Source organism: Nocardia sp. GCM10030253 (genome assembly GCF_042675075.1).
Lineage (GTDB): Bacteria > Actinomycetota > Actinomycetes > Mycobacteriales > Mycobacteriaceae > Nocardia.
Genome location: NZ_JBHTDL010000011.1, coordinates 110653 through 136637 on the forward strand (window position 1 = coordinate 110653; position 25985 = coordinate 136637).

The following is a 25985-nucleotide window of genomic DNA, read 5'->3' on the forward strand; positions in this document are numbered from 1 at the left end:
CTACCCCGCCTGCGAATCGCCGTACTCGCCCAGCCGCGGCGGTGCTCCGTACCGGGGGCGGTAGCCGCCGACCCGGATGGGACTGCCGATCAACCGGTAGCCGCCCGCCGCCACGACCGCGTCCGGTGCGGCCGCCAGCGCCTCGGGCAGCGTCCGCACCGCCGCGGCCGGAACACCCAAGGGCCGCAGCCGCTGTTCCCACCCGTCGGCGGTATCGGCGCCCAGCGCCTCGGTGACGACCGCGAGGACCTCCGCGCGCCGGGTGACCCGCTCGGTCATCGTCGTGAACCCTTCGATACCGGTCTCCCCGGCGAAGGATTTCCAGAAGCCGTCGTGCGTGATGAACAACGCGAGGTAGCCGTCGGCGGTCGGGAACAGCTGGGCGGGAACGTAATACGAATGAGCGCCGAACGGCCGGCGCTGCGGGACGGCGGCGGTGTTCAGATAGGCGGACGCATGATAGTTCAGCTGCGAGAGCATGACATCGCGCAGCGACACCTGCACCTGCCCGCCCCGGCCGGACACGATCTGGGCCAGCAGGCCGAGCGCCGCGGTCAGGCCGGTGGAATTGTCGGCCGCCGAATATCCCGGCAGCGTAGGCGGTCCGGCGGGGTCACCGGTCAGTGCCGCGACGCCGGTGGCCGCCTGGATGACGTAGTCGAAGGCGGGATGATCGCCCGCGTCCAGGCCGAAACCGGTGATGGCGACGCAGACGAGCCGTTCGTTCCAGCGCCGCAGCGCGTCGTAGGTGAGCCCGAGCCGGTGGATCGCCGACGGCTTCAGATTCACCAGCAGCGCATGGGATTCCGCCGCCAGTTCGCCCAACCGCTGCTGGCCTGCCCGGTCGTTGAGGTCCAGGCGGAGGCTGCGCTTGCCGCGATTGAGAGAGGCGAAGTAGGAATCGCCGACCTGGCGGGAGATGTCGCCCGCCGGTGGTTCGATCTTGATGACCTCCGCGCCCAGATCCGCCAGCTGCAGTGTGGCGTACGGCCCGGCCAGCATGGTGCCGACCTCGAGCACGCGGATACCGGCCAGGGGCGCGGTCACCGCAATTCCTTTGCCAGCGTGGCGATCATCTCGCGGGTCCGGCGTTTGGAAGCCACCAGCGCGTCCCGATCGTCGCCCAGGGGCAGCAGCCGCACCGAGAGATCGGTAGCGCCCGCCGCCGCGTAACGGCGCAGGCCGGCCGCGATGGCGTCCTCGTCGCCGGCGATGCAGAGGTCACCGATATCGCGGGCAGCGCCCTGCTCGAGCAGTCGCTGATAGTTCGGCGACACCTCGGCCTCACCCAGGATGCGGTTGGCGCGGGCCCGCGCCTCGTCGACTTCGGCTGGGCGGCACAGGCATACGGGCAGACCGGCGACGATACGCGGTGCGGGCCGGCCGGCGCCGGCGGCCGCCGCGGTGATCTTGGGAACCACGTGGTCGGCGATCGCACGTTCGTCGGCCATCCACAGAATGGTGCCGTCGGCGTGTTCGCCGGCGATGCGCAGCATCACCGGACCGAGCGCCGCGATCAGCAACGGCAGTGGTTCCACCGGCCCCAGGTCGAGCTGATTCCGGACCGTGAACGAGGTGTTCTCCACCGCGACATGGCCCGGCCCGCTCAGCCCCGCGTTCAGCACCTCGAGATAGTCGCGGGTGTAGGCAGCGGGCCGGTCGTAGGGCAACCCGAGCATGTCCCGCACGATCCAGTGGTGCGACGGCCCGACCCCGAGCGCGAGCCGGCCACCGGCGGCGGTGTGCGCGGCCAGCGCCTGCCGGGCGAGCGCGATCGGGTGCTGCGCCTGCAATGGCACTACGGCGGTGCCCAATTCGATCCGGCTGGTCCGCGATCCCATCAGCGCCACGGTGATCAGGGCGTCGAAGTCGGTGGGGAGCTGCGGGATCCAGGCGGTGTCCATTCCCGCCGATTCGGCCCATTCGATATCGGCCAGCATACGGGAGAGCTTGCGCGCGGTGTCACCCTTCTCCGGGCCGATCATTACTCCGATACGCACGATTCCTCCGCGGTCTGCCCGTGTCCGGGGGCGGCGGCCCCCGTCAATGCCCGAATCTCGGTGACGAGTACATCAAGTGCGGTGCCGGTCGGAAAGACCACTGCCGCACCGGCTTCCAGCAATTTGGGGACATCGCTGCCCGGGATGGTGCCGCCGACGACCACGGCGATATCGCCGGCGCCGGCGGTGCGCAGCGCGTCCACCACCCGGGTGGTCAGCGCCACGTGTGCGCCGGAGAGAATGCTGAGGCCGACTACCGCGACATCCTCCTGCAGCGCGATCGACACGATGTCCTCGATGCGCTGCCGGATGCCGGTGTAGATCACCTCGAAGCCGGCGTCGCGCAGGGTGCGGGCGACGATCTTGGCGCCGCGATCGTGACCGTCCAGGCCGGGTTTGGCCACCAGTACGCGCGCGGTCATCAGAAGACCACCGGCTGCTGGAACTCGCCCCAGACGTCCTTGAGCGCGGCGCTCATCTCGCCGACCGTGCAGTAAGCGTTGACGCAGTCGATGAGCGGATGCATTAGATTCTCGGTCCCTTCAGCGGCGCGCGACAGTGCGGCCAGCGTGATGCGAACGGCCGCGGGATCGCGTTCGGCTTTCACCCGGGCCAGCCGCTTCAACTGCAGGTCCCGCCCTTCGGCGTCCAATTCATAGGTGGCGATGTCCGGCGCGGGTTCCTCGGAGACGAACCGGTTCACCCCGACTACCGGGCGCTCGCCGCGTTCGATCTCCCCGTGCAGCTGGTACGCCTCGTCGGCGATCATGCCCTGCAGGTAGCCGTCCTCGATCGAACGGACCATGCCGCCATGGTTTTCCAGGTCGGACATGATCTCGATGATGCGTTCCTCGGTCGCGTCGGTAAGGGCCTCGACGAAGTAGGAGCCGCCCAGCGGATCCGCGACCCGGGTGACCCCGGTTTCGTAGGCCAGGATCTGCTGGGTGCGCAGCGCCATGGTCGCCGACTCCTCGCTGGGGAGCGCGAACGGCTCATCCCACGCGGCCGTGAACATCGACTGCACCCCGCCCAGCACCGCCGCCATGGCCTCGTAAGCCACCCGCACCTGATTGTTCTGGGCCTGGGGGGCATACAGCGACGCCCCGCCGGCCACGCAGCCGAAGCGGAACATCGAGGCCTTGTCGGCTTTCGCACCGTAGCGTTCGCGCACGATGGTGGCCCAACGCCGCCGTCCCGCCCGGTATTTGGCGATTTCCTCGAAGAAGTCGCCGTGGGTGTAGAAGAAGAACGAGATCTGCGGCGCGAACTGGTCGATGCTCATGCGCCCGCGTTCGACCACGGTGTCGCAGTAGGTCACACCGTCGGCGAGGGTGAAGGCCATCTCCTGCACCGCGTTCGCGCCCGCGTCGCGAAAGTGCGCGCCCGCCACCGAAATCGCGTTGAACCGCGGCACCTCCGCGGCGCAGAACTCGATGGTGTCGGCGATCAGGCGTAGCGAGGGCTCCGGTGGCCAGATCCAGGTACCGCGCGAGGCGTACTCCTTGAGAATGTCGTTCTGGATCGTGCCCGTGAGCTTTTCGCGTGGCACGCCCTGCTTCTCGGCCGCGGCGACATACATGGCGAGCAGGATCGCGGCCGTGCCGTTGATGGTGAAACTGGTGCTGATCTTGTCCAGCGGAATGTCGGCGAAGAGCACCTCGGCGTCGGCCAGCGTGTCGACGGCGACGCCGACCCGGCCCACTTCCTCCCCCACCTCCGGATCGTCGGAGTCGTAACCGCATTGAGTGGGCAGATCCAGTGCCACCGACAGCCCCGTGCCGCCCTGCTCGAGCAGATACCGGTAGCGGCGATTGGACTCCTCGGCGGTCCCGAATCCGGAGTACTGCCGGAACGTCCACAGCCGGCCGCGGTAACCGGTAGCGAAGTTGCCGCGAGTGAAAGGGAACGCGCCCGGCGCGGGCGGGTCGGCTCGCCGGTCGTCCGGTCCGTAGACCGGCCGCAGCGGGATGCCGGATGCGGTGGTGACATGGTCGTTCATTGTTGAATACGGTACTTGCAGAAATGGAGAATGCCAATACCATCAAGCGCAAACGCACCGGCCCGAGGAGAATAATGACCAGCCAGCAGCAACTTTTCACGGACCGCACCATGGTCATCTCCGGCGGCAGCCGGGGCATCGGACTGGCCATCGCGCGGGCGGTCGCACAGCAAGGCGGCAATGTGGTCGTGCTGGCCAAGACCGCTGAACCCCATCCGCGCCTGCCCGGCACGGTGCACACCGCGGTGGCCGAACTCGAGGCCCTCGGCGGCAAGGCGGTCGCGGTTGTCGGCGACGTCCGCAACGAAGCGGACGTGTCGCGTGCGGCCGCGACCGCCATGGATCACTTCGGCGGCATCGACTTCTGCGTCAACAACGCCAGCGCCATCGCCACCGCGCCTACCGCCGAGCTGACCGCGAAGCGGTTCGATCTCATGCAGGAAATCAATCTTCGCGGCACGTTCCTGCTGACCCGGGCCTGCCTGCCACAGCTGCGCCGGGCTCCGAACCCGCACGTGCTCACCATTTCTCCGCCGCTGAATCCGAGTCCGCGCTGGCTGGGCGCACATCCGGCCTACACCCAGTCGAAGTACGGCATGACACTGCTGTCGCTGGGCTGGGCCGCCGAGTTCGCCGCCGACGGCATTGCCGTGAACTGCCTGTGGCCGCAGACCTATATCGCCACCTCCGCCGTGGCCAACATGCCCGACGGCGCGGAACTACTCGCCTCCTCGCGCGACCCTCGCATCATGGGCGACGCGGCAGCCGAAATCCTTTCCCGCCCAGCGCGGGACAGCACGGGCAACTGCTACGTCGACGCCCCGCTGCTGCTCGAATCCGGCGCGCCGGACCTGGCCGGGTACGGCGGCGGCACGCACCCGATCCCGGACATGTTCCTCGACTGAACCGCTGCACGTTGACTATTTTTCACCGGCGTGGAAATCTGTTGTCCAGTTTAGGAGAATCATATTCTCGCAAGGAGGATACGAATGCGCCTGCCTCCGTTGCCGGCCGAGAGCTGGGACGACCGCACCCGCGCCGCGTTTCGCACACTGCTGCCCGTCGAACGCCGCAACCCCGAGGGTGCCGGCCCCGCGATGTCGGTGCTGGCCCACCACCCGGATCTGACCGAGGCGTTCCTGGGCTTCAGCGTGTATCTGCTGTTCCGCTCCAGCCTGCCGCCGCGGATCCGCGAACTGGCGATCCTGCGCGTCGCGCACCGGACCAACTGCGCCTACGAGTGGCAGCACCACGCCGGGTTCGCGGCCACGGCGGGATTGTCCGAAGCCGATATCGCCGGGGTCCGGAACGGCACCGCCGCAGCGGAATTCGACCGCGTCGTGATCAACGCGGTGGACGAACTGCTCGAGAAATCCACGCTATCCGACCAAACCTGGACAGCGCTCAGCAACCAGCTCAGCGATCCCCAGCGCATGGATCTGGTCTTCACGGTCGGCGGGTACAGCCTGCTCGCCATGGCGTTCAACACCTTCGGCGTCACGCCCGAACACGAAAGGTAACCCGGTGGCCCATTTCACCAAACCCGAAGCGGGTAGCTGGACCGAGCAGTATCCACAACTCGGCACCGGCCCCGTCGACTACACCGACTCGATCGACCCGGCCTTCTACGAGGACGAGCGCGATGCCATCTTCAAGAAGAGCTGGCTCAATGTCGGCCGGTTGGAACGGCTGCCGCGGGTAGGCAGCTACTTCACCCGCGAGTTGGCCTGCGTAGGCACCTCCCTCATCCTGACGCGCGGCTCCGACCAGGAGATCCGCGCCTTCCACAACATCTGCCGCCATCGGGGCAACAAGCTGGTGTGGAGCGACTTTCCGAACGAGGAAACGGCGGGCACGTGCCGCCAGTTCACCTGCAAGTACCACGCCTGGCGCTACAGCCTCGAAGGCGATCTCACCTTCGTGCAGCAGGAAAATGAATTCTTCGACCTCGACAAGAACGACTACGGGCTCAAGGGGGTGCGCTGCGAGGTCTGGGAAGGCTTCATCTTCGTGAACCTCGACCCGGCGGCCAAGCCGCTGACCGAATACCTCGGTCCGATGCTCAAAGGCGTCGAGGGCTATCCGTTCCACGAGATGACCGAGGTCTACACCTACAAGTCCGAGATCGGCAGCAACTGGAAGCTGTTCATCGACGCCTTCGCCGAGTTCTATCACGCGCCGATCCTGCACATGAAGCAGGCGACCAAGGACGAGGCCGACAAGCTGGCCGGATACGGCTACGAGGCGCTGCACTACGAGCTTTCCTCGCCGCATTCGATGATCTCGTCCTGGGGCGGCATGGCCCCGCCCAAGGACCTCAACATGGTCAAGCCGATCGAGCGGGTGCTGCGCAGCGGACTGTTCGGCCCGTGGGACCGGCCCGATATCGAGGGGCTGGACGAGCTGCCGCCCGGCCTCAATCCGGCCCAGCACAAGGCCTGGGGTGTGGACGAATTCGAGATCTTCCCGAACTTCTCGCTGCTGTTCTGGGCGCCGGGCTGGTACCTCACCTATCACTACTGGCCGACCGCGGTGGACAAGCACATCTTCGAAGCGAACCTCTACTTCGCGCCGCCGAAGAACGCGCGCGAGCGCATGGCCCAGGAACTGGCCGCAGTGACCTTCAAGGAATACGCGCTGCAGGACGCCAACACCCTGGAAGCCACCCAGACGATGCTCGCGACACGCACCGTCTCGGAATTCCCGCTCAACGATCAGGAAATCCTGCTGCGCCATCTGCACGTGATCGCCCAGAACAAAGTCAAGGAGTACCGAGATGCCGCTGCTGCCCGCTGAATTCGCCGATCTGGAGCCGTTCGCGGCGGATTGGTGCCTGGCCACCGAGGCGCAGCGCTACGCCCAGCGTCTGGCCTCGACCATGCCGCAAATGCAGGAGTTCTACGACGCAGCCTTCCCGCGACTGGAAGCCGCCCTCGATTTCTGCGACAAGCAGCAGTGGCCGGACCTGCCCGAGGACGCCCTCGCGCTCTTCCACCTCATGCAGTCGCTGGTGATGGTCTCCTTCCCGATCGAGGTGTGGAAGCAGCCACGCGTACCCGACAGCGGCGCGGCCTGGGCCGTGCTGATCAACGAGCCGGTGGTCTGAACCGGCCGGCGGCCAGAAAACAAGGAGAACGAAATGCCCAAGGGTTATGTGATTTTCACCGAGGCCATCAAAGACACGGCGGGTATGGCCGAATACGCCCGCGCCGCCCAGTCGGCGATGCGCGGCGGCGGGCTGCGGCCGCTGGCGGTCGATACCGCACCCAGCGTGCTCGAGGGTGAATGGCACGGCAATCAGACCGTCATCCTCGAATTCGATTCGGTCGAGGCGGCGCGCGAATGGTATGAGTCGCCCGAGTACCAGCACGCGGCGAAGCTGCGTCAGGCGGCGGCGGACACCAATGTGGTCATCGTCGCCGGTTTCGAGCCGCCGAAACGCGAAGTGTCACAGCCATGATCACGGTGCGGGCAGCGGGACTGCTCGATGTCGACACCGGCGAAATCGTCCGGCCCGGCATTCTGCGCATCGACGGCGATCGCATCGCCGGCGTGGGCGGCGAGCCCGAGGGCGAAATCCTCGATCTCGGCGAGCTGATCCTGCTGCCCGGACTGATGGACATGGAGGTCAACCTACTGATGGGCGGCCGCGGCGAAACCGGCCTGGCCTCCAGCGTGCAGGACGATCCGCCGCTGCGCATGCTGCGGGCGGTGGGCAATGCCCGCCGGACGCTGCGTGCGGGTTTCACCACGGTCCGCAATCTCGGCCTGTTCGTGAAAACCGGCGGCTATCTGCTGGACGTCGCGCTCTCGCGGGCCATCGACGGCGGCTGGATCGAGGGACCGCGGATCGTGCCCGCCGGGCACGCCATCACCCCGACCGGCGGCCATCTGGATCCGACCATGTTTTCCGCCTTCGCGCCCGATGTCTTGCAGCTGACCATCGAGGAAGGCATCGCCAACGGCGTCGACGAGGTACGCAAGGCGGTGCGGTATCAGATCAAGCACGGTGCGCAGCTGATCAAGATCTGCGTCTCCGGCGGTGTCATGTCCCTGACGGGAGCGCCCGGCGCACAACACTATTCGGACGAGGAACTGCGCGCCATCGTCGACGAGGCGCACCGGCGCGGGCTGAAGGTGGCCGCGCATACCCACGGCGCGGAGGCGGTCGAGCATGCCGTCGCGGCCGGAATCGACTGCATCGAACACGGTTTCCTCATCGACGACAAGGCGATCGAGGCGATGGTGGCGGCTGGGACCTGGCTGGTTCCCACCACCCGGCTCGCCGATGCCATGGACGTGTCCAAGGCGGATCCCGCCCTGCAGGCCAAGGCCGCCGAGATGTTTCCCAAGGCGCGCACCTCGGTCCTGGCCGCCTACCGGGCGGGCGTGAAGATCGCTGTCGGCACAGACGCGCCGGCGATTCCGCACGGCCGCAATGCCGACGAACTCGTCGCGTTGGTCGACCGCGGGCTCACCGCGCTCGATGTGCTGCGCGCGGCGACCGTGCGCGCGGCCGAATTGATCGGCGTCACCGATCGCGGCCGGCTGGCCGAAGGGCTGCTGGCCGATGTCGTCGGCGTGCCCGGCGATCCGTTGCAGGACATCACCGTTACCCAGCAGGTGCGCTTCGTCATGAAAGGCGGCAAGGTCTATGTCCAGAGTTGAGGATCTGCTCGAGATCCAGCAGGTGCTGGCCCGCTACGCGGTGACCATCACAAAGGGCGATATCGACGGGTTGTTGGCGGTGTTCACTCCCGACGGCAGCTACAGCGCCTTCGGCGACACCTACACCCTGGACCTGTTCCCCGAACTGGTGGCCGCCGCGCCGAAGGGGCTGTTCCTCACCGGCCTGCCCGTGCTCGAGATCGACGGCGACCGCGCCGAGGGCACCCAGCCGCTGTGCTTCATCGACCAGAGTACCCATGACATGCGCATCGGCTACTATACCGACGCGCTGGTGCGGACCGCGGACGGGTGGCGCATCCGGACCCGCCGGATGACCTTCATCCGCCGCAGCGGCGACCACGATTCCGGCATTCCGCACGCCTTCGAGCGTTCGAGGACATGAACGGCCGGAACCGCATGAACACCACGAAGTTTCGAGCCGATCTGCGGGCCTGGCTCGACGAGGACGATCTGTCCCCCGGGCCCGATCATTCCCTCGACGGGCAGGTCGCCCAATTGGCCCGAGTGCGTCGCGCGCTCTACGACGCGGGCTGGATGCGCTACGGCTGGCCGGCCGAGGTCGGTGGCCTCGGCGGGCCCGCCGTCCTGCGCGCGATCCTCGGCGAGGAGGTCGCCGCCCGCGACCTCGCCGAACCCGGCATCTACTCGATGATCGAGGTGCTCGCCCCGACGATGATCTCCTACGCCCGCCCCGAGCTGGCCGCGGACATGGTGCCCCGGCTGCTGTCCGGCCGGGAACAGTGGTGCCAGGGTTTCTCCGAGCCCGGTTCCGGCAGCGACCTGGCCTCGATAACCACGAAAGCCGTTCCGCGCGAGTCTGATTGGGTAATCAACGGCCAGAAGGTGTGGACCAGCCTCGCGCAGTACTCGGCGCGCTGCGTGCTGCTCGCCCGCACGGCACCGGGGCATGACGGCATCACCGCCTTCTTCGTCGATATGGACACCCCCGGCATCACCGTGCGGCCGCTGCGCACCATGCACGGCGTCGACGAATTCGCCGAGGTCTACTTCGACGACGTCGTCGTGCCCGCCGACCGGATGCTCGGCAAGCCCGGCGACGGCTGGCGGGTGGCCATGGATCTGCTCCCGCACGAACGTTCCGCCTGCTTCTGGCATCGGATCACCTACTTGTTCACCCGCCTCGATCGCATCCTGGCGCACACCGAGATACCCGACGACACGGAACTCGGCGAGGCATACCTGGCGCTGCACACCGTGCGCTGCCGCTCCCGCACCACCCAGCAACGACTCGCGGACGGCGCGCGCCTGGGCCCGGAAACCTCCATCGACAAGGTGCTGCTCGCCACCGCCGAACAGCGTCTCTTCGACACCGCCCGTGATCTGCTGCCCGGCGTCCTGGAACTCACCGACCCCGAATGGCGGACCGAATACCTGTATTCGCGCGCCGCGACCATCTACGGCGGCACCGCCGAGATCCAGCGCAACATCATCGCGCGCCGCCTGCTCGACCTCGGAAAGGACTGAGCCATGGCGGACTTCGCTACCGTTCCGGCCGAGCTCGCGCTGCTCGAGCAGACAGTGCGCAAGACCATGCTTGCTGCCTCGGGCACCGACCTCGACCACGCACTGGCCGAACTCGGCTGGCTCGACATGCTCACCGACATCCCGGACGTCGCGATACCGCTGGTCTTCCGGCTGCTGGGCGAGACGGGCGCGCACGCACCCGTGCTGAACGATGTCATCCACCATGCGGCGGGCCGCGCCATGACCGGCACCACGCCGCTGCTTTTCACCGGCGGCACCTGGCTGGTGTGGGAACGCACCGATCAGCCAGGGACGACCATCGACGAGCAGCTGCCGCTGCACCCGGTGACCCTTGCGGAGTCGAATCAGGCGAACCACCACGGCTCCACAGCGACAGGACAGCCCGGCACCACCTCGACCGACTCGCTTGCGGCGGGCCGTCGGGCTCTTGCCTGGTGGCTGGTGGGCAGCAGTCGCGCGATGCTGACATCGGCGCGCCGGCATGCGTTGGAGCGCAGCCAGTTCGGGCGGCCGGTGGCGGGGTTCCAAGCTGTGCGGCATCGGCTCGCCGAGACGCTGGTGGCGATCGAGGGGGCGGAGGCGACTCTCGGTGTCGCCGATGGCGAGTTCGGCGCGTTGCTGGCCAAGGCGGCGGCCGGGCGCGCCGCGCAGATCGCGGCGCGACACTGCCAGCAGGTGCTGGGCGGGATCGGCTTCACCGCCGAGCACGACCTGCATCGGCATCTACGCCGCACCCTTGTGCTGGACGGGTTGCTCGGCAGCACAAGAGAACTCGTCCGCGAAGCCGGGCAATCCATTCGCACCGAGGGCGTGGCCCCGCGGCTGGCGCAGCTGTAATCCGACCATCGATAGCGGAGGAATTGGTTCCCATGGCCCGACCCCCCTCGTTCCAGCGGGCGACCGTGACCCGGATCATCAAGGAGAGCGCGGATTCCCGCACCTTCGTCCTGGATCCACACGATGAAGCGCTCGAGTACCGGGCCGGCCAGTTCTGCACGTTCCGGGTGCCGGTGAACGGCAAGAACCTCTACCGGTCCTACTCGATGTCGAGCGCACCGGAAACCGACGGCGAACTCATGACCACGGTCAAGCGGGTGCCGGGCGGTCTGGTGTCGAACTGGTTGCACGACAACATCTCCGAGGGCGACGAGCTCGAAATGAGCCGGGCGGCGGGCCGATTCTGCCTGCGCCCGGCCACGGTTCCGCTACTCGGCTTCAGCGGCGGCAGCGGCATCACGCCCGTGCTGTCGCTGACCAAGAGCGCGCTGGCCACCACCGAGCGCCGTGTCCGGCTGCTATGCGCGGACCGCGACCGATCATCGGCGATCTTCGAGTCGGCGCTGAACGCACTGACCGAGCGCTATCCGGGACGGCTGGAGATCGTCCGCCATCTCGACGCCGATCGGGGCTTCCTCACCCCAGATGAGGTGCGGGCTTTCGTCGGCGCGGACGTACATGCGGATGCCTACATCTGCGGCCCGGAAGCCTTCATGGAGATGATCGAAAATGCCTTGCCCGGACCGGGTCTCATCTTCAGCGAGCGTTTCGGGGCTCCCACTCCAGCCGTATCCGCCTCGGCTCCCGCCGTGGCGGAACTCGCGGACGCGGTGGCACAGCCGGACCCGTCCCACACACCCGACGCGACGTCACGGCCCGATCCAGGCCCCGCCGAGGCCGGCACAGTGACGATCATTCTCGATCGCAAGAAGGTGTCCGTGCCCAGACGTGCGGGCGAGACGCTGCTCCAGGCCGCGCGCCGCGCCGGGCTCACCCCGCCGTTCTCCTGCGAGCAGGGCAACTGCGCGACTTGCATGGCTGTGCTCACCGAAGGCACCGCGACCATGGCGGTCAACGACGCGCTGACCGAGGACGAGGTGGCCGACGGCTATGTGCTCACCTGCCAGGCCGTCCCCGACGGTCCCGCGACGACGGTCCGGTACGAGTAACCGCCCTCGCGAAACCCCGTGACCTTACACAGCATTCGAAGTTCCACAAGAAATGGAGGACGGCACATGGCCAAGGCACTCGCGCCCGAGGTCTCGACGTGGCCCGACAACGATCCGCAACTCATCGGCAGTGGCTGCGGCGGTTGCCAGGCGGTGACTTGGCCCCGCCAGCAACGCTGCCCCCGGTGCGGCGGACCGGACATGACCGATCGGCTGCTGCCCCGGCACGGCACGCTGATCGCCTGGACCACCCAGGGATTCGTGCCCAAACTGCCCTACGCGGGCCAGGAGACCGCCGATTCGTTCGAGCCCTTCGGCATCGGCCTGGTGCAGCTCGGCGACGAGGTGCGCGTCGAAACCCGGCTCACCGAAGCCGATCCCGACCGGTTGCGCGCCGGGATGGCCGTCGAGCTGGCATTCGTTCCGCTGTACGCCGAAGCGGACGGGACGGAGGTCGTGACCGTGGCCTTCGCGCCGGTGTGACCGCGGCATCCGGATGAGTAGAGGAGTATCGACATGAACGACGTTGCCATCATCGGCATCGGGATCCACCCGTTCGGCCGCTTCGCCAAGACTGCGATGGAGATGGGCGCGGAGGCTATCCAGGCCGCCCTCGCCGATGCCGGAATCCAGTGGAAGGACATCCAATTCGGGTTCGGCGGCAGTTATGAGGTGAGCAATCCCGACGCCGTCACCCGGCTGGTCGGCCTGACCGGGATCCCGTTCACCAATGTGTTCAACGCCTGCGCCACCGCGGCCAGCTCGATCGAGCAGACCGCCGAGGCGATCCGCTCGGGCCGCTACGACCTCGGCATCGCGGTCGGGATGGACAAGCATCCGCGCGGGGCGTTCACCGACGATCCGGCCAAACTCGGCCTCCCCGGCTGGTATGCCGAGAACGGGCAGTTCGTCACCACGAAGTTCTTCGGCATCAAGGCGAACCGGTACCTGCAGGACCACGGTATCTCCCAGCGTACCCTCGCCAAGGTCGCCGCCAAGAACTACCGCAACGGCGTGCTCAACCCGAATGCGTTCCGGCGCAAGCCGATCGGCGAGGACGAAATCCTGAATTCGCCGATGTTGAACTATCCGCTGACGCACTACATGTTCTGCACGCCCGACGAGGGGGCCGCGGCGGTCATCATGTGCCGTGGCGATATCGCCAAGCGCTACACCTCCACCCCGGTGTACCTGCGGTCCTCCGCGATCCGGACGCGCCGCTACGGGGCCTACGAGGTGCACAGCACCTGGGCCGCCGTCGAGGAGGACGTCTCCCCCACCGTCTACGCCTCGACCGACGCCTATGCCGCCGCGGGCATCGGTCCGGAGGACGTCGATGTCATCCAGTTGCAGGACACCGACGCCGGCGCCGAGGTGATCCATATGGCGGAGAACGGCTTCTGCGCCGACGGCGACCAGGAGAAGCTGATCGCCGAGGGCGCCACCGAGATCGGCGGCCGTCTGCCGGTCAATACCGACGGCGGCCTCATCGCCAACGGCGAACCGATCGGCGCCTCCGGCATCCGTCAGGTCTACGAGCTGGTGCTGCAATTGCGCGGGCAGGCGGGCGACCATCAGGTACCGGGCAAGCCCAAGGTCGGTTACGCCCAGGTCTATGGTGCGCCGGGCACCGCTGCGGCATCTATTCTGTCGCTCTGAAGCACCGCACAACTCGAGCATCGCACAGCAGTGCCGCCGTCCCATCCGGACGGCGGCACTGCTGTCGAATGCGCTTATATCGCAGGCTATTTGAGCATGCTGCCCGCATCGATCGGCAGCGTGACACCGGTCATGTAACGCGACTCGTCCGAGGCCAGGAATAGCACCGCATTGCTGACATCGACCGACTCCACCCACGGTATGGGCAGGATGTGGAACATCCGGCAGATGGGTTCGAGATCGGCGGGGCCCGGGTTCTCGAGGTCCGGGCGGAAGAGCTTGTAGGTGCCCTCGTTCATCACCATCGGGGTGTTCACATGCGTCGGGTGCACCGAATTGACCCGAATCGAATGCTGTCCCAGCTCGACCGCGAAGGTGCGCATCAGGCCCACCACACCATGCTTGGCGGCGATGTAGTGGCCGACATTCGGGTAGGCCTTGAGCCCGCCGACCGAACTGGTGAGAACGATCGAACCGCCGCGCTCACCCGCGATCAGATGCGGGATGGCGGCTTTCACGCTCTTCCAGACGCCGCCGAGATTGACGTCGATCATGTCCTGCCAAAGGGTTTCGTCGAGTTCGCTCAACTGACCGCCCTCGTTGCCGATCCCGGCATTGGCGACGACGACGTCCAGCCGCCCGAGCTGTTCGACACCGCTGTCCACCGCGGCCTTCAGGGCCGCGTAGTCGCGCACGTCGACCTCCGCGGTAACCACCCGCCGCCCTTCGGCTTTCACCAGATCCGCGGTGGTCGCCAGATCCTCGGGCGTGGACATCGCGAACGGCACATTCTCGAGCTGCTTGCAAACATCGACGGCGATGATGTCGGCGCCCTCCTGCGCCAATCGCACCGCATGACTGCGGCCTTGACCGCGTGCCGCACCCGTGATGAATGCGACCTTTCCCTCGACCCGTCCGGTCATGGTTTCCTCTATTCGTTGATTCGACGAATTGACTTGCTGGAGTGTGTAACTCAGGCCTTGGGTGTGTATTCGATGTGCAGCGCCTGCAGCCCGCGCAGGATGTATGTGGGCTCGTACTCGTAGCGGCGCGCGTCCGCGGGGCCGTGCTGTTCCTCGTCGATCCGGATGTCGAGCATGCGGTCCAGGATGCGGTTGAAGGAGACCCGGCCCTCGACGCGAGCCAGCGGACCGCCGGGGCAGGTATGGGCACCGCGCCCGAAAGCGATGTGCTCCCGGGCATTCGGGCGATCGAGCCGGAATTCGTGCGGATCCTCGAAGCGCCGGGGATCGCGGTTGGCGGCCCCGGGGCAGAGCATGACCGTTGTCCCGATCGGCACGTCCACCCCGCCCACCTGGGTGTTCTGCTTGGCCAGCCGGAACATGCTCTTCACCGGCGCCTCCATCCGCAGTGTCTCCTCGACGAAGAGGGGGATCTTGGCGCGGTCGTCGCGCAGCTGCTGCTGAATCTGCGGGTTGTCGGCCAGGAACCGGATACCGGAGGTCAGCAGTTTGGCCGTGGTCTCCTGTCCGGCCGCGAAGAGGAAGGTCGCCGAGCGCACCACGTCGATGACCTCGGGTGTCGAACCGTCCGGGTACTTCGCCAGCGCAAGCTGGGTGAGCACATCCTCGCGCGGCTCGGCGCGGCGATCCTCGATATAGGCGGAGAACTTCTCATCCAACCAGGCCAGCGGATTGCTCGACAGGGCATCGTCATCCAGCGCGCCGACCCGGGAGCCCGGCCGGTCCGCGCCGAGCACAACCCGGAACTTCTGGTGGTCCTCCTCCGGTACGCCGAGCACGTCGGCGACCACCAGCAGCGAGAACGGCTTGGCGTACGCGGCACCGAAATCGCAGCGCCCGTCGGCGAGAAATTCGTCGAGCTGCTGGTCGGCCAGCCGCCACATGAACTCCTCGTTCTCCTTCAGACGCGCCGGGGTGAGCAGCCGGTTCAGCACGGAACGCGCGTAGGTGTGCTGCGGCGGGTCCATGGTCACCATGTGCTCGAACATGGGCATCTTGTCCCGATTCCGGTCGATCAGCTCGCCGAGATCATCGCCTTCGACCTCGAAGGGCAGGGGCGGGAACGGGCCGCCGACGGCGATGATCGAGGAGAACTTGTCCGCGTCCTTGGTCACCTCGGCCGTTTCCTCATATCCCGTCACCGCGAACACCCCGCGGTGCGGTAGGGCGGTCACCGGGCATTTGGCGCGCAGGTGGTCGTAATACGGATGGGGATCGGGAACCAACGCCTGATCCGTGAAGTAGTCGACTGTGTCGAAATCAGTCATCCTGGCCAGCTCCTGCCATCGGTGAGGGAGATTCAGTTGATGGTAACGCCCATCTTCTGATTTGAGAACCTCATTCTCATCAGCGATCCGCGCACACGAAAACGGCCGGGGCGGAGTGCCGCCCCGGCCGCATGCCAGAGGTGAATCAAGCCCGCAGGGCCTCAGTTACACTCGATCGCCCGCTCCGGGCAGGCCTCGGCGGCCTCTGCCACCGCCTCTTCCAGGCCTGGCGGCACTTCCTCCACCGCGACCTCGGAATAGCCGTAGTCGGTAAGGACGAATACCTCGGGGCACAGTGACACGCAGACGCCGAAGCCGCGGCAACGATCCGTATCGATGCTGACCTTCATCGACCACCCTCCTTCGCGCCGCTCGAGGCATCCCAGCCCGGCGGCTACCCGTCTTGGAGAATCACATTCTCGCACTAGGGTACGAGAGTTTCACACCGCTGCCTGCGCGTCAATCGAAGTTCGCTGCCGGTCAGCCCACGGGCAGCAGGTCGGCGGCCAGGGCGGGGGTGCCGACGCGGAAGGTCTCCATGGCGGCGATCGGCCCCGGAGCATGCGCGGCGACTTGGGCTCGCTCCTTGAACGCCCTTGCGGCCGAACTCATTCGATATCGCACCGGACCACCGAGGCGACAGTCGAGTTCGGCGGGCCACGTGTCACCCCACAATGCGACTTCGAATTCCGCGGCGTCGAGACTGTCGAGCAGACCCGCCCGGATGCGCGAATCCTCGCCGAACAGCGACGCGTCCATGGCGAGCAAGTCTGGCCGCACCTTGACATATGCACTGAGACAGGTCTCGAGATCCAGCACCTCGGCGCCGAGAATCCGGACCGGTCGAGGGTCGTCGCATTCGGCTACCGCCACCCAGACCTCCCAGCCGGCCATCACCCGATCGAACAGCCAGCCACCCGCGTTCTGCACTACCGCAAGCGGATTCGGGCCGAGGATCGCCAGCCGGTAGCGGAGTTCTCGATTTTCGACGTGCTCGATGGTCGCGTCCACCGAGGCCATCTGGCACTCCCGTGGGGCAAAGGATTTCATCAACCGGGTCGCCATGTGATTTCTCCATCTCACCGATGAGCCGGATCGATACCTGCGGAAATGAGGATCTCCTCAGAGGGATATCGGACCGCTCGCTGGGTTATAGCGTGATTTACTTAACACTGCGTTCGGCGGAAGGTCAACCATCGAAAAACCCGGCCGCACCAGCACAACTAGGGGTAAAATTGTCGCGCGTGGATCGGCCGCTCGGTCATCGACAACGGCAGCGCGGCCCCGCCCCGCCGGAGTGCGACGATCTCCGCGCCGATGGCGAGCGCGGTCTCCTCCGGGGTCCGCCCGCCCAGCTCCAGGCCGATCGGTGAGCGCAGCTGCCGCAGTTGCTGTTCGGTGATTCCCGCGACTCGCAGCTCGCCACGGCGTTCCCGGTCGGCGCGGCGCGAACCCATCGCCCCGACGTAAGCCACGGGTAGTCGCAACGCCTGAGCCAGAACCGGGATATCGAACTTCGGGTCGTGGGCGAGCACGCAGATGACCGTCCGGCCGTCGACCTCGGTCTTGCCCAGATAGCGGTGCGGCCAGTCCACGACCACCTCGTGCGCTGCGGGGAACCGGGTGCGATCGAGGAAGGTCCGGCGCGCGTCGCAGACCGTGACGTGATATCCGAGCAGCCGCCCGACGGCACACAGCGCGATGGCAAAATCCGTTGCTCCGAAGACGATCATTCGAGGCGGCGGGGCGAAGGACTGCACGAAGACCGTGCGCTCTCGATCGGCACAGCCGATCACCCGCACTCCGCTGGAACCGGCGTCGAGCATGTGCTGCGTCTGCCGCACCACAGCCAGGTCCGCCGCGTCGACGTCGAAGCCCGCACCGATCGCGCCGCCCGCGCGCACCGCGAGGACCGCCCCGGACTCCAGGTCACGCACCCAGGCCACCGGCGTCCCGACCTCCAGCGCGGCCTCGACCACCGCGAACTCCGCGGCCGTCACCCGGTGCACAAAAACCTCCACCTCGCCGCCACAGGTCAAGCCGACCGCGAACGCGTCGGAATCGCTGTAGCCGAAGCTCTTCCGCACCGGGACGCCGGTCTCGAGCACTTCGATGCAGAGCTCATACACCGCGGCTTCCACGCAACCGCCGGAGAGACTCCCGTGCACCGAACCGGCCGAGTCGACCGCCATGGTCGCACCGATCGGGCGCGGCGCGCTGCCGTCGACGCCCGTCAGGGTGGCCAAGGCGTATTCGATACCGGCTGCCTGCCAGCGCAGCAGGTGTACGGCGAGATCACGCATGTCGCTCCCCTTCGGCCGGTCCCATCGGCGTAAATGCCATTCTCCAAATAGGTGATACTACATTTGCGTTTCTGACATACTAGATATTGACACTGTGCGAATACCGCTGCTAGACAGATCCTCAGCAGCGGTGTGCCCGCCTCATCTCCGATGTGAACGGAGGATCATCCCCATGACTCGAATCGCCCATCCACCTCGGCGGCCCCTCAGATGACCCGCACGGACACCGAAACCGCCGGCGTGGTCGGCACCCGGGTTCCGCGGCTCGAGGATCTGCGACTGCTCACCGGCGCCGGCGTTTTCGTCGACGACATCACCCGGCCCGCCATGGGTCACGTGTGTTTCGTACGCAGCCCGCTCCCGCGCGCCCGGATCACCGGAGTGGACAGCAGCGAGGCACTGGCCCTGGACGGCGTCCTGGCCGTCTACACCGCTGCGGACCTGAATCCCGATGTGCGCGAGATCTCCTACGCACTGGACATGGTCGGCCTCCCGCCGGTCCCGCGCCCGCCGCTCGCCGACGACGAGGTCCGGTTCGTCGGCGATCCGGTGGCAGTGGTCGTCGCGGTCGACCGTTATATCGCCGAGGACGCCGCGGAACTGGTGCGGGTCGACTACGAACCGCTCCCGCCGGTGCTCGACTTTCTCACCGCCGCCGAATCCACCGAACTGGTGCACGCCGGGTTTCCCGGGAACTCGGCAGGCGCGATGGGCGGACGCCCACCCGCTGATCTGGACCCGGTCTTCGACTCGGCGGCCCATGTGGTCCGGCAGCGCATTCATCAGCAGGCGTATTCGCCGGTGCCGATGGAGACGCGCGGCATCGTGGCCGAATGGTCCGCCGCCACCGCCGAAATGACCATCTGGACGTCCTCGCAGTCCCCGCACGAGGTGCGCGGCTTCTGCGCGCGGCTGCTCGGAATCGATGAGCACCAGGTGCGGGTCATCGTCCGCGACACCGGCGGTGGATTCGGGCAGAAGGTGGCGCCGCAGCGCGAGGACGTTTGCGTCATGCTGGCCGCGCGCCGGCTCGGCAACGCCGTGAAGTGGATCGAGGACCGCCAGGAGAACCTCATGTCGGCCGGGATGGCCCGGCACGAATACGGTGACGTCCGAATGGCTTTCGACGCCGACGGCACGATCCTGGCCGCCACCATCGACCATGTCCAGAACGTGGGCGCCTATCCGATCCCGTCACCAGTCACCGGCGGCATGGTGGTCGGATTGCTGCTGCCCGGACCGTACCGAATTCCCCAGGCGGGGTTCAGCGCGAAGTTCGTCTACACCAACACCGTCGGCCGGGTGGCCTACCGAGGTCCGTGGCAGTTCGAGTCGGTCGCCCGGGAGGTACTGCTCGACACCGCGGCCCGCCAGATCGGCCTGGACCCCGTCGAGCTGCGCCGCCGGAACATGCTGCGGCAAGAGGATCTGCCCTACGCCAACCCGAATGGCATGCCCTACAGCGACATCACGCCCCTGGAGACCTTCGAGCAGGCATTGGGGATGCTCGATTACGAAGCCTTCCGCGCCGAGCAGCAGCGAGCCCGTGCACAGGGCCGCTACCTTGGGGTCGGCACCTGCACCTATGTCGAGCCCACCACCGGCAACACCCCGTTCCACGCCACGGAAGGCGCGACCATCCGGATCGAGCCCTCCGGCAAGGTGAACGTCTATGTGTCCGGCGGCTCCGCGGGCAACAGCCTCGAGACCACCGTGGTGCAGTTGACCGCCGATGCCCTCGGAGTCGATATCGCCGATGTCCGCACTGTGCAGGGCGATACCGCGGTCACCCCCTTCGGCGGCGGCACCGGGGGCAGCCGATCCGGTTCCATGACGGCCGGGGCTATCGCCGAAACCGCCGCGGGACTGCGAGAACGACTCCTCGCCATCGCCGCGCACAAACTGGGGGCCGCTGTCGAGGAGGTCGAGTTCATCGGCAGCCGGGGCTTCGTGCGAAGCACCCCGGAAACCGCGGTCACGCTGGCCGAGCTGGCCGCAATCGCCTACTTCCAGCCCGAGGCCCTGCCGCCCGGTATCCCCGCCGGCCTCGAAGCCAGTGGGCGGCATCGGGTGGGCCAGTTGATGATCTGGGCCAACGCCACCCATCTGTGCACCTGCGAAGTCGATATCGAGACCGGTCAGGTGACGCTGCTCCGTTACATCGTCAGTGAGGATTGCGGGCCGATGATCAATCCCGCTGTGGTGGAAGGCCAGATCTACGGCGGCACCGTGCAGGGTATCGGCGGTGCACTCTATGAGCATCTGGCCTATGACGAGGACGGAAATCCCGTGGCGACGACCTTCCTGGACTATCTGATGCCGACCGCCGCCGAGGTGCCGCTCATCGAGGTCGGGCATATCGAGACACCGAGCCCGGGACCGGGCGGTTACAAAGGGGTCGGCGAGGGCGGTGCCATCGGATCGACTCCGGCGGTGCTGAACGCCGTGGCCGACGCGCTCGCGCCGCTGGGCGTGCAGATCTCGCGCCTGCCGCTCTCCCCCGCCACCATCGTCGACCTGGTGGACCAGGCGCGGGCGGGGGTGACCGAATGAAGCCCGCTCCCTTCGCCTATCACGTCCCGGACACCGTCGAGGCTGCCGTGGCCCTGCTGGCCGAACTGGGCGAGGAGGCCAAGTTCATCGCCGGCGGTCAAAGCCTCGTGCCGATGCTGGCGCTGCGGCTGGCGGCGTTCGAGCACCTGATCGATCTGCGCGCGGTCGCCGGCCTGCGCGGGATCGAGGTGCGCGGGGACTCGGTGTGGATCGGCGCGGGCACCACCCATACCGAGGTGGGCCGGGCCGAGGAGATCCGCCGCCGAATCCCCTTGCTGGCGCGAGCGACTCCGCTGATCGGGCATTTCCAGATCCGCAATCGCGGCACCATCGGCGGCGCCATCGCGCATGCCGACGCGGCCGGCGAGTACCCGGCGGTGGCGCTGGCCCTCGATGCCGACATCGAGGCCCTGTCACCACGCGGGTCGCGGGTGATCCCCGCGGCGGATTTCTTCACCGGGCTGTGGAGTACCGCGCTAGCCGACGATGAACTGCTCACCGGTGTGGTCTTTCCGGAATGGCCCGGCCGCAGCGGTTTCGCGATCGAGGAATTCGCCCGGCGCAGCGGGGATTTCGCGCTCGCCGGCGCCGTGGTCGCGGTGCGGCTGGACGCGGACTCCCGCATCGACCGGTGCGGCATCGTGGTCTTCGGCCTGGGTCCGACGGCGGTACGCGCCACGAGGACCGAAGCCGAACTGCTCGGCCGCGCGGTGACCGAGGTGACCGCCACGGAAACCGGGCGGTCGGCGACGGCGGAGCTGGAATCGATCCCCTCGGACCTACATGGCTCCGCCGGCTACCGGCGACGAGTCGGCGCGGTGATGGTGGCACGAGCGTGGCGGCGCGCCGCCCGGGAGGCAAGTGATGACTGAGATAGATATTCAGCTGCAGATCAACGGCGCCGTCCGCCGGGATCGGGTGCCCGCCCGGCTGACCCTGGCCGACTACCTGCGTGAGCGCTGCGGCCTGACGGGCACCCACCTGGGCTGCGAGCACGGCGTCTGCGGGGCGTGCACGATCCTGCTGGACGGCGAGGCCGTGCGCGCCTGCCTGGTGTTCGCTGTACAGGCCGACGGCACGGAGGTGACCACCATCGAGGGCATCGCCGCGCCGGACGGGACGCTGTCCCCGGTCCAGCAGGCCTTCCGGGACCAGCACGGTCTCCAATGTGGCTTCTGCACACCGGGTTTCGTAGTCTCGGCGACCGCGTTCCTGCGCGAGCACCCCGACCCCACCGACAGCGAGATCCGGGCGGGGCTGTCCGGAAATCTGTGCCGCTGCACCGGATACCAGGGCATCGTGTGCGCCGTCCGCGCCGCGGCAGCCGCGAGCGCCGAATCGAAGGACCTGCCATGAAACTCGAGAACACCTTCAGTATTCCGGTTCCGGCGGCCGACGCCTGGCCGGTGCTGCTCGACCTGGAAAGAATCGCGCCCTGCGTGCCCGGTGCGACCCTGACCTCCCGGGACGGCGATGACTTCCACGGCAAGATAAAGGTCAAACTGGGACCCGTGGGACTCACCTACAACGGCATCATCAAAGTCGTCTCCCAGGACCCGCAGGCCCGGATCGCCGTCCTCGAGGGCGGTGGCCGCGAAACCCGCGGCAACGGCACGGCGAAGGCGACAATCATCTGCCGGCTGGTCGAATCCGAGGGCAGCACAGCGGTTTTCGTCGACACCGAGCTCGCGATCACCGGAAAACCTGCCCAGTTCGGGCGGGGCGCACTCGCGGATGTCGCGGGCACGCTGATCGGCCAGTTCGCCGCCAATCTGGCCACCGAGATCACCAGCACGGCCCAGGCCGCCGCTCCCGCGACGAGTCCGGAGCCCGCCGCCGCGGCGGACGCGCCAGCCGAGATCCGCGCGGTTCCACGCGCATCCGCCGAGCCGATCGATCTCCTGGCGGCCGCCGGTGTGGGCAGAAGCGGCCGCGCCATCGCAGTGGCCGCCGGAATCGTCCTGGTGCTGGCTCTGCTTCTGACACGCCGCCGCCGCTCGCGCAGCTAGCTCCCCGCTCGATCCGTCCCGCGCCTTACGGGGCGGATCGAGATCGAGGTGGTGTCGAGAAAACCGTCGAGCCCTTCCCTGCCGAACTCGCGGCCGATGCCGCTGTTCTTCACACCGCCGAAGGGCGCGAAGGGATCCATGCTGTAGGGCTGATTGATGCCCAGGGTTCCGGTACGGATCCGGCGGGCCACCGCCAGGCCGCGGTCGAGATCGGGGGTCCAGACCGAGCCGGACAGCCCGTATTCGGTGGCGTCGGCGAGCTTTACTGCGTGATCCTCGTCGTCATAGGGCACCACACTCAGCACCGGCCCGAAGATCTCCTCCTGCGCGATGCGCATGGCGTTGTCCACGTCGACGAACAGCGTCGGCCGAACATACCAGCCGCGCCGCAACCCGTCGGGCAGCTCCGTACCGCCGACGAGCAGCTTGGCGCCTTCGCGCTGTCCCTGTTCGATGTAGCCGCGCACGCGCTCCTGCTGATGTTGCGAGACCATTGGGCCGACCTGGGTCGCCGGGTCGAAAGGATCGCCCACGGAAAGTTTTTCGACCATACTCACCAGTGCGTCGACGTACTCGCGATAGCGACTGCGAGGCAACAGGATCCGAGTCTGCGCGACACAGGCCTGGCCGCTGTTCATCAAGCCGGCCACCCGCATGCCGGATGCGAAATCCGCCGGGTCGGCGTCGTCGAGCACCACCGCGGCGGACTTGCCGCCCAGTTCCAGCCCCACCTTGCGCAGCGCGGCGCCGCAGGCTTCGGCGACCTGCCGCCCCGCGGCCGTCGACCCGGTGAACGACACCTTGTCGATCCCTGGATGCGACACCAGATACCGGCCGACCGCACGGTCGCCGGGCAGCACACTGACCACCCCCGGCGGTAGCTCGAGCTGCTCGATCAGCTCGGCCATGAGGTTCGCGTCCAGCGGCGTTTCCGGCGACGGCTTGAGCACGACGGTGCATCCGGCCAGCAGGGCGGGAATCAACTTCGCCACGGTTAGGAACATCGGCATGTTCCAGGGAATTATCGCCCCGACCACACCGACGGGCCGCTTGCACACCAGCACATTCGAGCCGAGGAAACCCGGCCGGGACTCGGTCCACGGGTATTCCTCGGCGATATCGGCGAAGGCGCGAATCATCGCTCCGGGCAGCCTGGCGTGCGCCGATCGCGAGAACGTCAGCGGGGCGCCCATTTCCGTGCTGATCACGTCGGCTATCTCGTCCACCCGGGCGGCGTAGAGCTCGGCCAGCCTGCGCACGATCGCCACGCGCTCGGCCGGGTCCAGCCGCGGCCAGGGCCCGGTGTCGAAGGCCGCGCGGGCAGCCGAGACCGCGCGATCGACATCCGCCGCCCCCGGCGCCGGAACACGAGCGACCGGCTGCTCGGTATGCGGCGCTATCACCCGAATCGTGGCGGTGGTGCTGGGAGCGACCCACTCGTTCCCGATGAAAAGCTGCTCTGTGCCGCGCATGTGCTACCTCATACGGATGTGATGTTCTTGTGGATGCGGCCGTCCTTCATGACGAAGCGGACGTCCTGGACGGTGGTGATATCGATGCTGGGATCGCCGGGGACGGCGATGATGTCGGCGAGCAGGCCCGGTGCGAGCCGGCCGCGGTCCTCGACGCCGAGCAGATCCGCGGCGGTGACGGTGGCCGCGCGCAGGGCTTGAATCGGCGTCATCCCGCGGTCGACGAGCGCCCAGAGTTCTTTGGCATTGTCACCGTGCGGCACCGCGGGGGCGTCGGTGCCGCAGGCGATCTTGACCCCGGCCCGAATCGCCTTACGCAGTGTCTCGCGCGCCCGCGGAAAAACCTCGGCGGCCTTCTGCTGTAGTGCCGGAGCGGCTTTGGAGACATCGAGCCCCTCGGATAGATAGCTGGTGGGCACCAGGAAGGTGCCACGCTCGACCATCAGCTCGATGGTGTCGTCGCTGGCCAGCGAACCGTGTTCGATGCAGTCCACGCCCGCGGCGATGCAGGCGCGGATGCCGGCGTCGCCGTGCGCGTGGGCGGCGACCCGGACCCCGGCGCGATGGGCTTCGTCGACGATCGCCACAAGTTCCTCGTCGGAGTACTGCTGGGCGCCCGCTACGGTGCCGTGCGACATCACGCCGCCGGACGCGGAGATCTTGATGACCTCCGCCCCGTACTTGATCTGGTAGCGCACCGATTCGCGGACCTGGGGGACGCCGTTGGCCCGCCCCTCTTCCACACTCAGCGGCATGATGTGCGGTGCGAGGCGCTGGAACATCGTCGGGTCGAGGTGACCGCCGGTCGGTGTGATGGCGTGCCCCGCGCCGACGATGCGCGGGCCCTCGACCCAGCCCTGCTCGATCGCCCGCCCTAGATCGACATCGAGCAGATAGCCGCCGGTCTTCACCATCAGCCCGAGATTGCGCACCGTGGTGAAACCGGCGTGCAGTGTGGTGCGCGCGTTCATGGTGGCGCGCAGTGTCCGGTAGACCGGGTCGTCCTGTACGCCGTGCATGGGATTCGGCAGTCCGGTCGGGGTGTCGGGTCCGCCGATGAGCAGATTGATCTCCATGTCCATCAATCCGGGCAGCAGCGTCACCTCGCCCAGGTCGATGACATCGGCGTCCGTGGGCAGCTCGGCGGGATCGACGCCGGTGATCCGGTTACCCCGCACCACGATCACCGCCGGGGTCCGCACCTGCCCGGTCTCGATATCGACCCAGCGCGCAGCCCGCAGCACTGTGACGCGCTCGTTCACAGCAATTCCGGCTCGAGGACGCAGGTCAGCTCCGACGATCCCGAATCGGGTATTCGCGGCTGCCGCCACACCTCCACCGGGAAGGACACCATGATCATCGAATACAGCAGGTACATCAGGTTTTTGGCGTCCCCGGGCAGCTCGTCGAGGGGGAACTTGTCGCAGTAGGCCATCGCGTCCTGCGCCCGCGGGGTGATCGCGTCGTAGAACCGCTGCATGTCGGCCATGGAGCTGGCCAGGCGCTTGTCGTAGCGCGCCGGTTCACCGGCCAGACACCACTCGGCGGCGTACGGCTCCAGATCGGCGAATTCGCTGGGCAAAAGGTTTTCACTCATG

General features: G+C 67.5%; 28 protein-coding genes. 16 read left to right on the forward strand and 12 right to left on the reverse strand.

Annotated features, from left to right (window positions below):
- Genes ACFQZZ_RS24960 through ACFQZZ_RS24975 form a run of 4 tightly spaced genes read right to left on the reverse strand, consistent with a single transcriptional unit; the run spans window position 1 to window position 3999 of the window.
- Window positions 1–1047, reverse strand: coding sequence for a CaiB/BaiF CoA transferase family protein (locus ACFQZZ_RS24960; RefSeq protein ID WP_378685434.1), 1047 nt, complete (start codon window positions 1045–1047; stop codon window positions 1–3).
- Window positions 1044–2000, reverse strand: a complete 957-nt coding sequence (locus ACFQZZ_RS24965; protein WP_378685436.1) for a TIGR03564 family F420-dependent LLM class oxidoreductase — start codon at window positions 1998–2000, stop codon at window positions 1044–1046. The genes ACFQZZ_RS24960 and ACFQZZ_RS24965 overlap by 4 nt, the downstream gene beginning before the upstream one ends.
- Window positions 1985–2422, reverse strand: coding sequence for a cobalamin B12-binding domain-containing protein (locus tag ACFQZZ_RS24970; RefSeq protein ID WP_378685439.1), 438 nt, complete (start codon window positions 2420–2422; stop codon window positions 1985–1987). The genes ACFQZZ_RS24965 and ACFQZZ_RS24970 overlap by 16 nt, the downstream gene beginning before the upstream one ends.
- Window positions 2422–3999, reverse strand: coding sequence for a methylmalonyl-CoA mutase family protein (locus tag ACFQZZ_RS24975; protein WP_378685442.1), 1578 nt, complete (start codon window positions 3997–3999; stop codon window positions 2422–2424). The genes ACFQZZ_RS24970 and ACFQZZ_RS24975 overlap by 1 nt, the downstream gene beginning before the upstream one ends.
- Window positions 4000–4073: 74 nt before the next feature.
- On the opposite strand from ACFQZZ_RS24975, the gene ACFQZZ_RS24980 reads away from it, so the two are divergent.
- The 12 genes from ACFQZZ_RS24980 (at window position 4074) to ACFQZZ_RS25035 (ending at window position 13799) form a co-directional block, all read left to right on the forward strand.
- A complete protein-coding gene (locus tag ACFQZZ_RS24980; RefSeq protein ID WP_378685445.1) occupies window positions 4074–4904 on the forward strand; it encodes an SDR family oxidoreductase in 831 nt (276 codons plus the stop codon).
- 84 nt (window positions 4905–4988) lie between these two features.
- Complete coding sequence (locus ACFQZZ_RS24985; RefSeq protein ID WP_378685448.1) at window positions 4989–5519, forward strand: carboxymuconolactone decarboxylase family protein; 531 nt, start codon at window positions 4989–4991, stop codon at window positions 5517–5519.
- Between the two features lie 4 nt (window positions 5520–5523).
- Entirely contained in the window at window positions 5524–6795 is a 1272-nt protein-coding gene (locus ACFQZZ_RS24990; RefSeq protein WP_378685451.1) for an aromatic ring-hydroxylating dioxygenase subunit alpha, read from the forward strand.
- On the forward strand, window positions 6776–7105 hold the full coding sequence (locus tag ACFQZZ_RS24995; RefSeq protein ID WP_378685454.1) for a hypothetical protein: 330 nt from the start codon (window positions 6776–6778) through the stop codon (window positions 7103–7105). The genes ACFQZZ_RS24990 and ACFQZZ_RS24995 overlap by 20 nt, the downstream gene beginning before the upstream one ends.
- Window positions 7106–7138: 33 nt before the next feature.
- Window positions 7139–7459 (forward strand): DUF1330 domain-containing protein, encoded by a 321-nt coding sequence (locus tag ACFQZZ_RS25000; protein ID WP_378685457.1) that lies wholly within the window; start codon window positions 7139–7141, stop codon window positions 7457–7459.
- Window positions 7456–8667 (forward strand): amidohydrolase family protein, encoded by a 1212-nt coding sequence (locus ACFQZZ_RS25005; protein WP_378685460.1) that lies wholly within the window; start codon window positions 7456–7458, stop codon window positions 8665–8667. The genes ACFQZZ_RS25000 and ACFQZZ_RS25005 overlap by 4 nt, the downstream gene beginning before the upstream one ends.
- Window positions 8654–9070, forward strand: a complete 417-nt coding sequence (locus ACFQZZ_RS25010) for a nuclear transport factor 2 family protein (protein ID WP_378685463.1) — start codon at window positions 8654–8656, stop codon at window positions 9068–9070. The genes ACFQZZ_RS25005 and ACFQZZ_RS25010 overlap by 14 nt, the downstream gene beginning before the upstream one ends.
- A 14-nt stretch (window positions 9071–9084) precedes the next feature.
- A complete protein-coding gene (locus tag ACFQZZ_RS25015) occupies window positions 9085–10173 on the forward strand; it encodes an acyl-CoA dehydrogenase family protein (RefSeq protein WP_378685466.1) in 1089 nt (362 codons plus the stop codon).
- A 3-nt stretch (window positions 10174–10176) separates the two neighbouring features.
- Entirely contained in the window at window positions 10177–11031 is an 855-nt protein-coding gene (locus ACFQZZ_RS25020) for an acyl-CoA dehydrogenase family protein (RefSeq protein WP_378685469.1), read from the forward strand.
- A 32-nt stretch (window positions 11032–11063) separates the two neighbouring features.
- Window positions 11064–12140, forward strand: a complete 1077-nt coding sequence (locus tag ACFQZZ_RS25025) for a 2Fe-2S iron-sulfur cluster-binding protein (RefSeq protein WP_378685472.1) — start codon at window positions 11064–11066, stop codon at window positions 12138–12140.
- Between the two features lie 66 nt (window positions 12141–12206).
- On the forward strand, window positions 12207–12623 hold the full coding sequence (locus ACFQZZ_RS25030; protein ID WP_378685475.1) for a Zn-ribbon domain-containing OB-fold protein: 417 nt from the start codon (window positions 12207–12209) through the stop codon (window positions 12621–12623).
- Between the two features lie 33 nt (window positions 12624–12656).
- Entirely contained in the window at window positions 12657–13799 is a 1143-nt protein-coding gene (locus ACFQZZ_RS25035; RefSeq protein WP_378685478.1) for a thiolase family protein, read from the forward strand.
- Window positions 13800–13885: 86 nt separating this feature from the next.
- Here ACFQZZ_RS25035 and ACFQZZ_RS25040 read toward each other — a convergent pair whose 3' ends face one another.
- From ACFQZZ_RS25040 to ACFQZZ_RS25060, 5 genes are all read right to left on the reverse strand, one after another.
- Window positions 13886–14722 (reverse strand): mycofactocin-coupled SDR family oxidoreductase, encoded by an 837-nt coding sequence (locus ACFQZZ_RS25040; RefSeq protein WP_378685481.1) that lies wholly within the window; start codon window positions 14720–14722, stop codon window positions 13886–13888.
- 50 nt (window positions 14723–14772) lie between these two features.
- Window positions 14773–16050 carry a cytochrome P450 gene (locus tag ACFQZZ_RS25045; RefSeq protein ID WP_378685484.1) on the reverse strand — a complete coding sequence of 426 codons (1278 nt, stop codon included), beginning with the start codon at window positions 16048–16050 and terminating at the stop codon, window positions 14773–14775.
- A gap of 161 nt (window positions 16051–16211) precedes the next feature.
- The gene (locus ACFQZZ_RS25050; RefSeq protein WP_378685487.1) at window positions 16212–16400 is read right to left on the reverse strand and encodes a ferredoxin; all 189 of its coding nucleotides are present in this window, start codon (window positions 16398–16400) and stop codon (window positions 16212–16214) included.
- Window positions 16401–16530: 130 nt separating this feature from the next.
- Entirely contained in the window at window positions 16531–17115 is a 585-nt protein-coding gene (locus tag ACFQZZ_RS25055; protein WP_378685490.1) for a hypothetical protein, read from the reverse strand.
- A 158-nt stretch (window positions 17116–17273) separates the two neighbouring features.
- On the reverse strand, window positions 17274–18353 hold the full coding sequence (locus ACFQZZ_RS25060) for an XdhC family protein (RefSeq protein ID WP_378685493.1): 1080 nt from the start codon (window positions 18351–18353) through the stop codon (window positions 17274–17276).
- Between the two features lie 210 nt (window positions 18354–18563).
- Here ACFQZZ_RS25060 and ACFQZZ_RS25065 point away from each other — a divergent pair, with 210 nt between their 5' ends.
- From ACFQZZ_RS25065 to ACFQZZ_RS25080, 4 genes are read left to right on the forward strand one after another with little or no spacing between them, the layout of a single operon-like run.
- The gene (locus tag ACFQZZ_RS25065; RefSeq protein ID WP_378685496.1) at window positions 18564–20906 is read left to right on the forward strand and encodes a xanthine dehydrogenase family protein molybdopterin-binding subunit; all 2343 of its coding nucleotides are present in this window, start codon (window positions 18564–18566) and stop codon (window positions 20904–20906) included.
- Entirely contained in the window at window positions 20903–21778 is an 876-nt protein-coding gene (locus ACFQZZ_RS25070) for an FAD binding domain-containing protein (protein WP_378685499.1), read from the forward strand. Before ACFQZZ_RS25065 ends, ACFQZZ_RS25070 begins: the two co-directional genes overlap by 4 nt.
- A complete protein-coding gene (locus ACFQZZ_RS25075; RefSeq protein WP_378685501.1) occupies window positions 21771–22262 on the forward strand; it encodes a (2Fe-2S)-binding protein in 492 nt (163 codons plus the stop codon). The genes ACFQZZ_RS25070 and ACFQZZ_RS25075 overlap by 8 nt, the downstream gene beginning before the upstream one ends.
- The gene (locus tag ACFQZZ_RS25080) at window positions 22259–22915 is read left to right on the forward strand and encodes an SRPBCC family protein (protein WP_378685504.1); all 657 of its coding nucleotides are present in this window, start codon (window positions 22259–22261) and stop codon (window positions 22913–22915) included. The genes ACFQZZ_RS25075 and ACFQZZ_RS25080 overlap by 4 nt, the downstream gene beginning before the upstream one ends.
- Here ACFQZZ_RS25080 and ACFQZZ_RS25085 read toward each other — a convergent pair.
- Genes ACFQZZ_RS25085 through ACFQZZ_RS25095 form a run of 3 tightly spaced genes read right to left on the reverse strand, consistent with a single transcriptional unit; the run spans window position 22912 to window position 25984 of the window.
- The gene (locus ACFQZZ_RS25085; protein ID WP_378685507.1) at window positions 22912–24387 is read right to left on the reverse strand and encodes an aldehyde dehydrogenase; all 1476 of its coding nucleotides are present in this window, start codon (window positions 24385–24387) and stop codon (window positions 22912–22914) included. The two genes, ACFQZZ_RS25080 and ACFQZZ_RS25085, sit on opposite strands and share 4 nt — an antisense overlap.
- Window positions 24388–24395: 8 nt before the next feature.
- Window positions 24396–25649 (reverse strand): amidohydrolase family protein, encoded by a 1254-nt coding sequence (locus ACFQZZ_RS25090; RefSeq protein WP_378685510.1) that lies wholly within the window; start codon window positions 25647–25649, stop codon window positions 24396–24398.
- Window positions 25646–25984, reverse strand: coding sequence for a hypothetical protein (locus tag ACFQZZ_RS25095; protein WP_378685513.1), 339 nt, complete (start codon window positions 25982–25984; stop codon window positions 25646–25648). The genes ACFQZZ_RS25090 and ACFQZZ_RS25095 overlap by 4 nt, the downstream gene beginning before the upstream one ends.
- Window position 25985 lies beyond the last annotated feature (1 nt).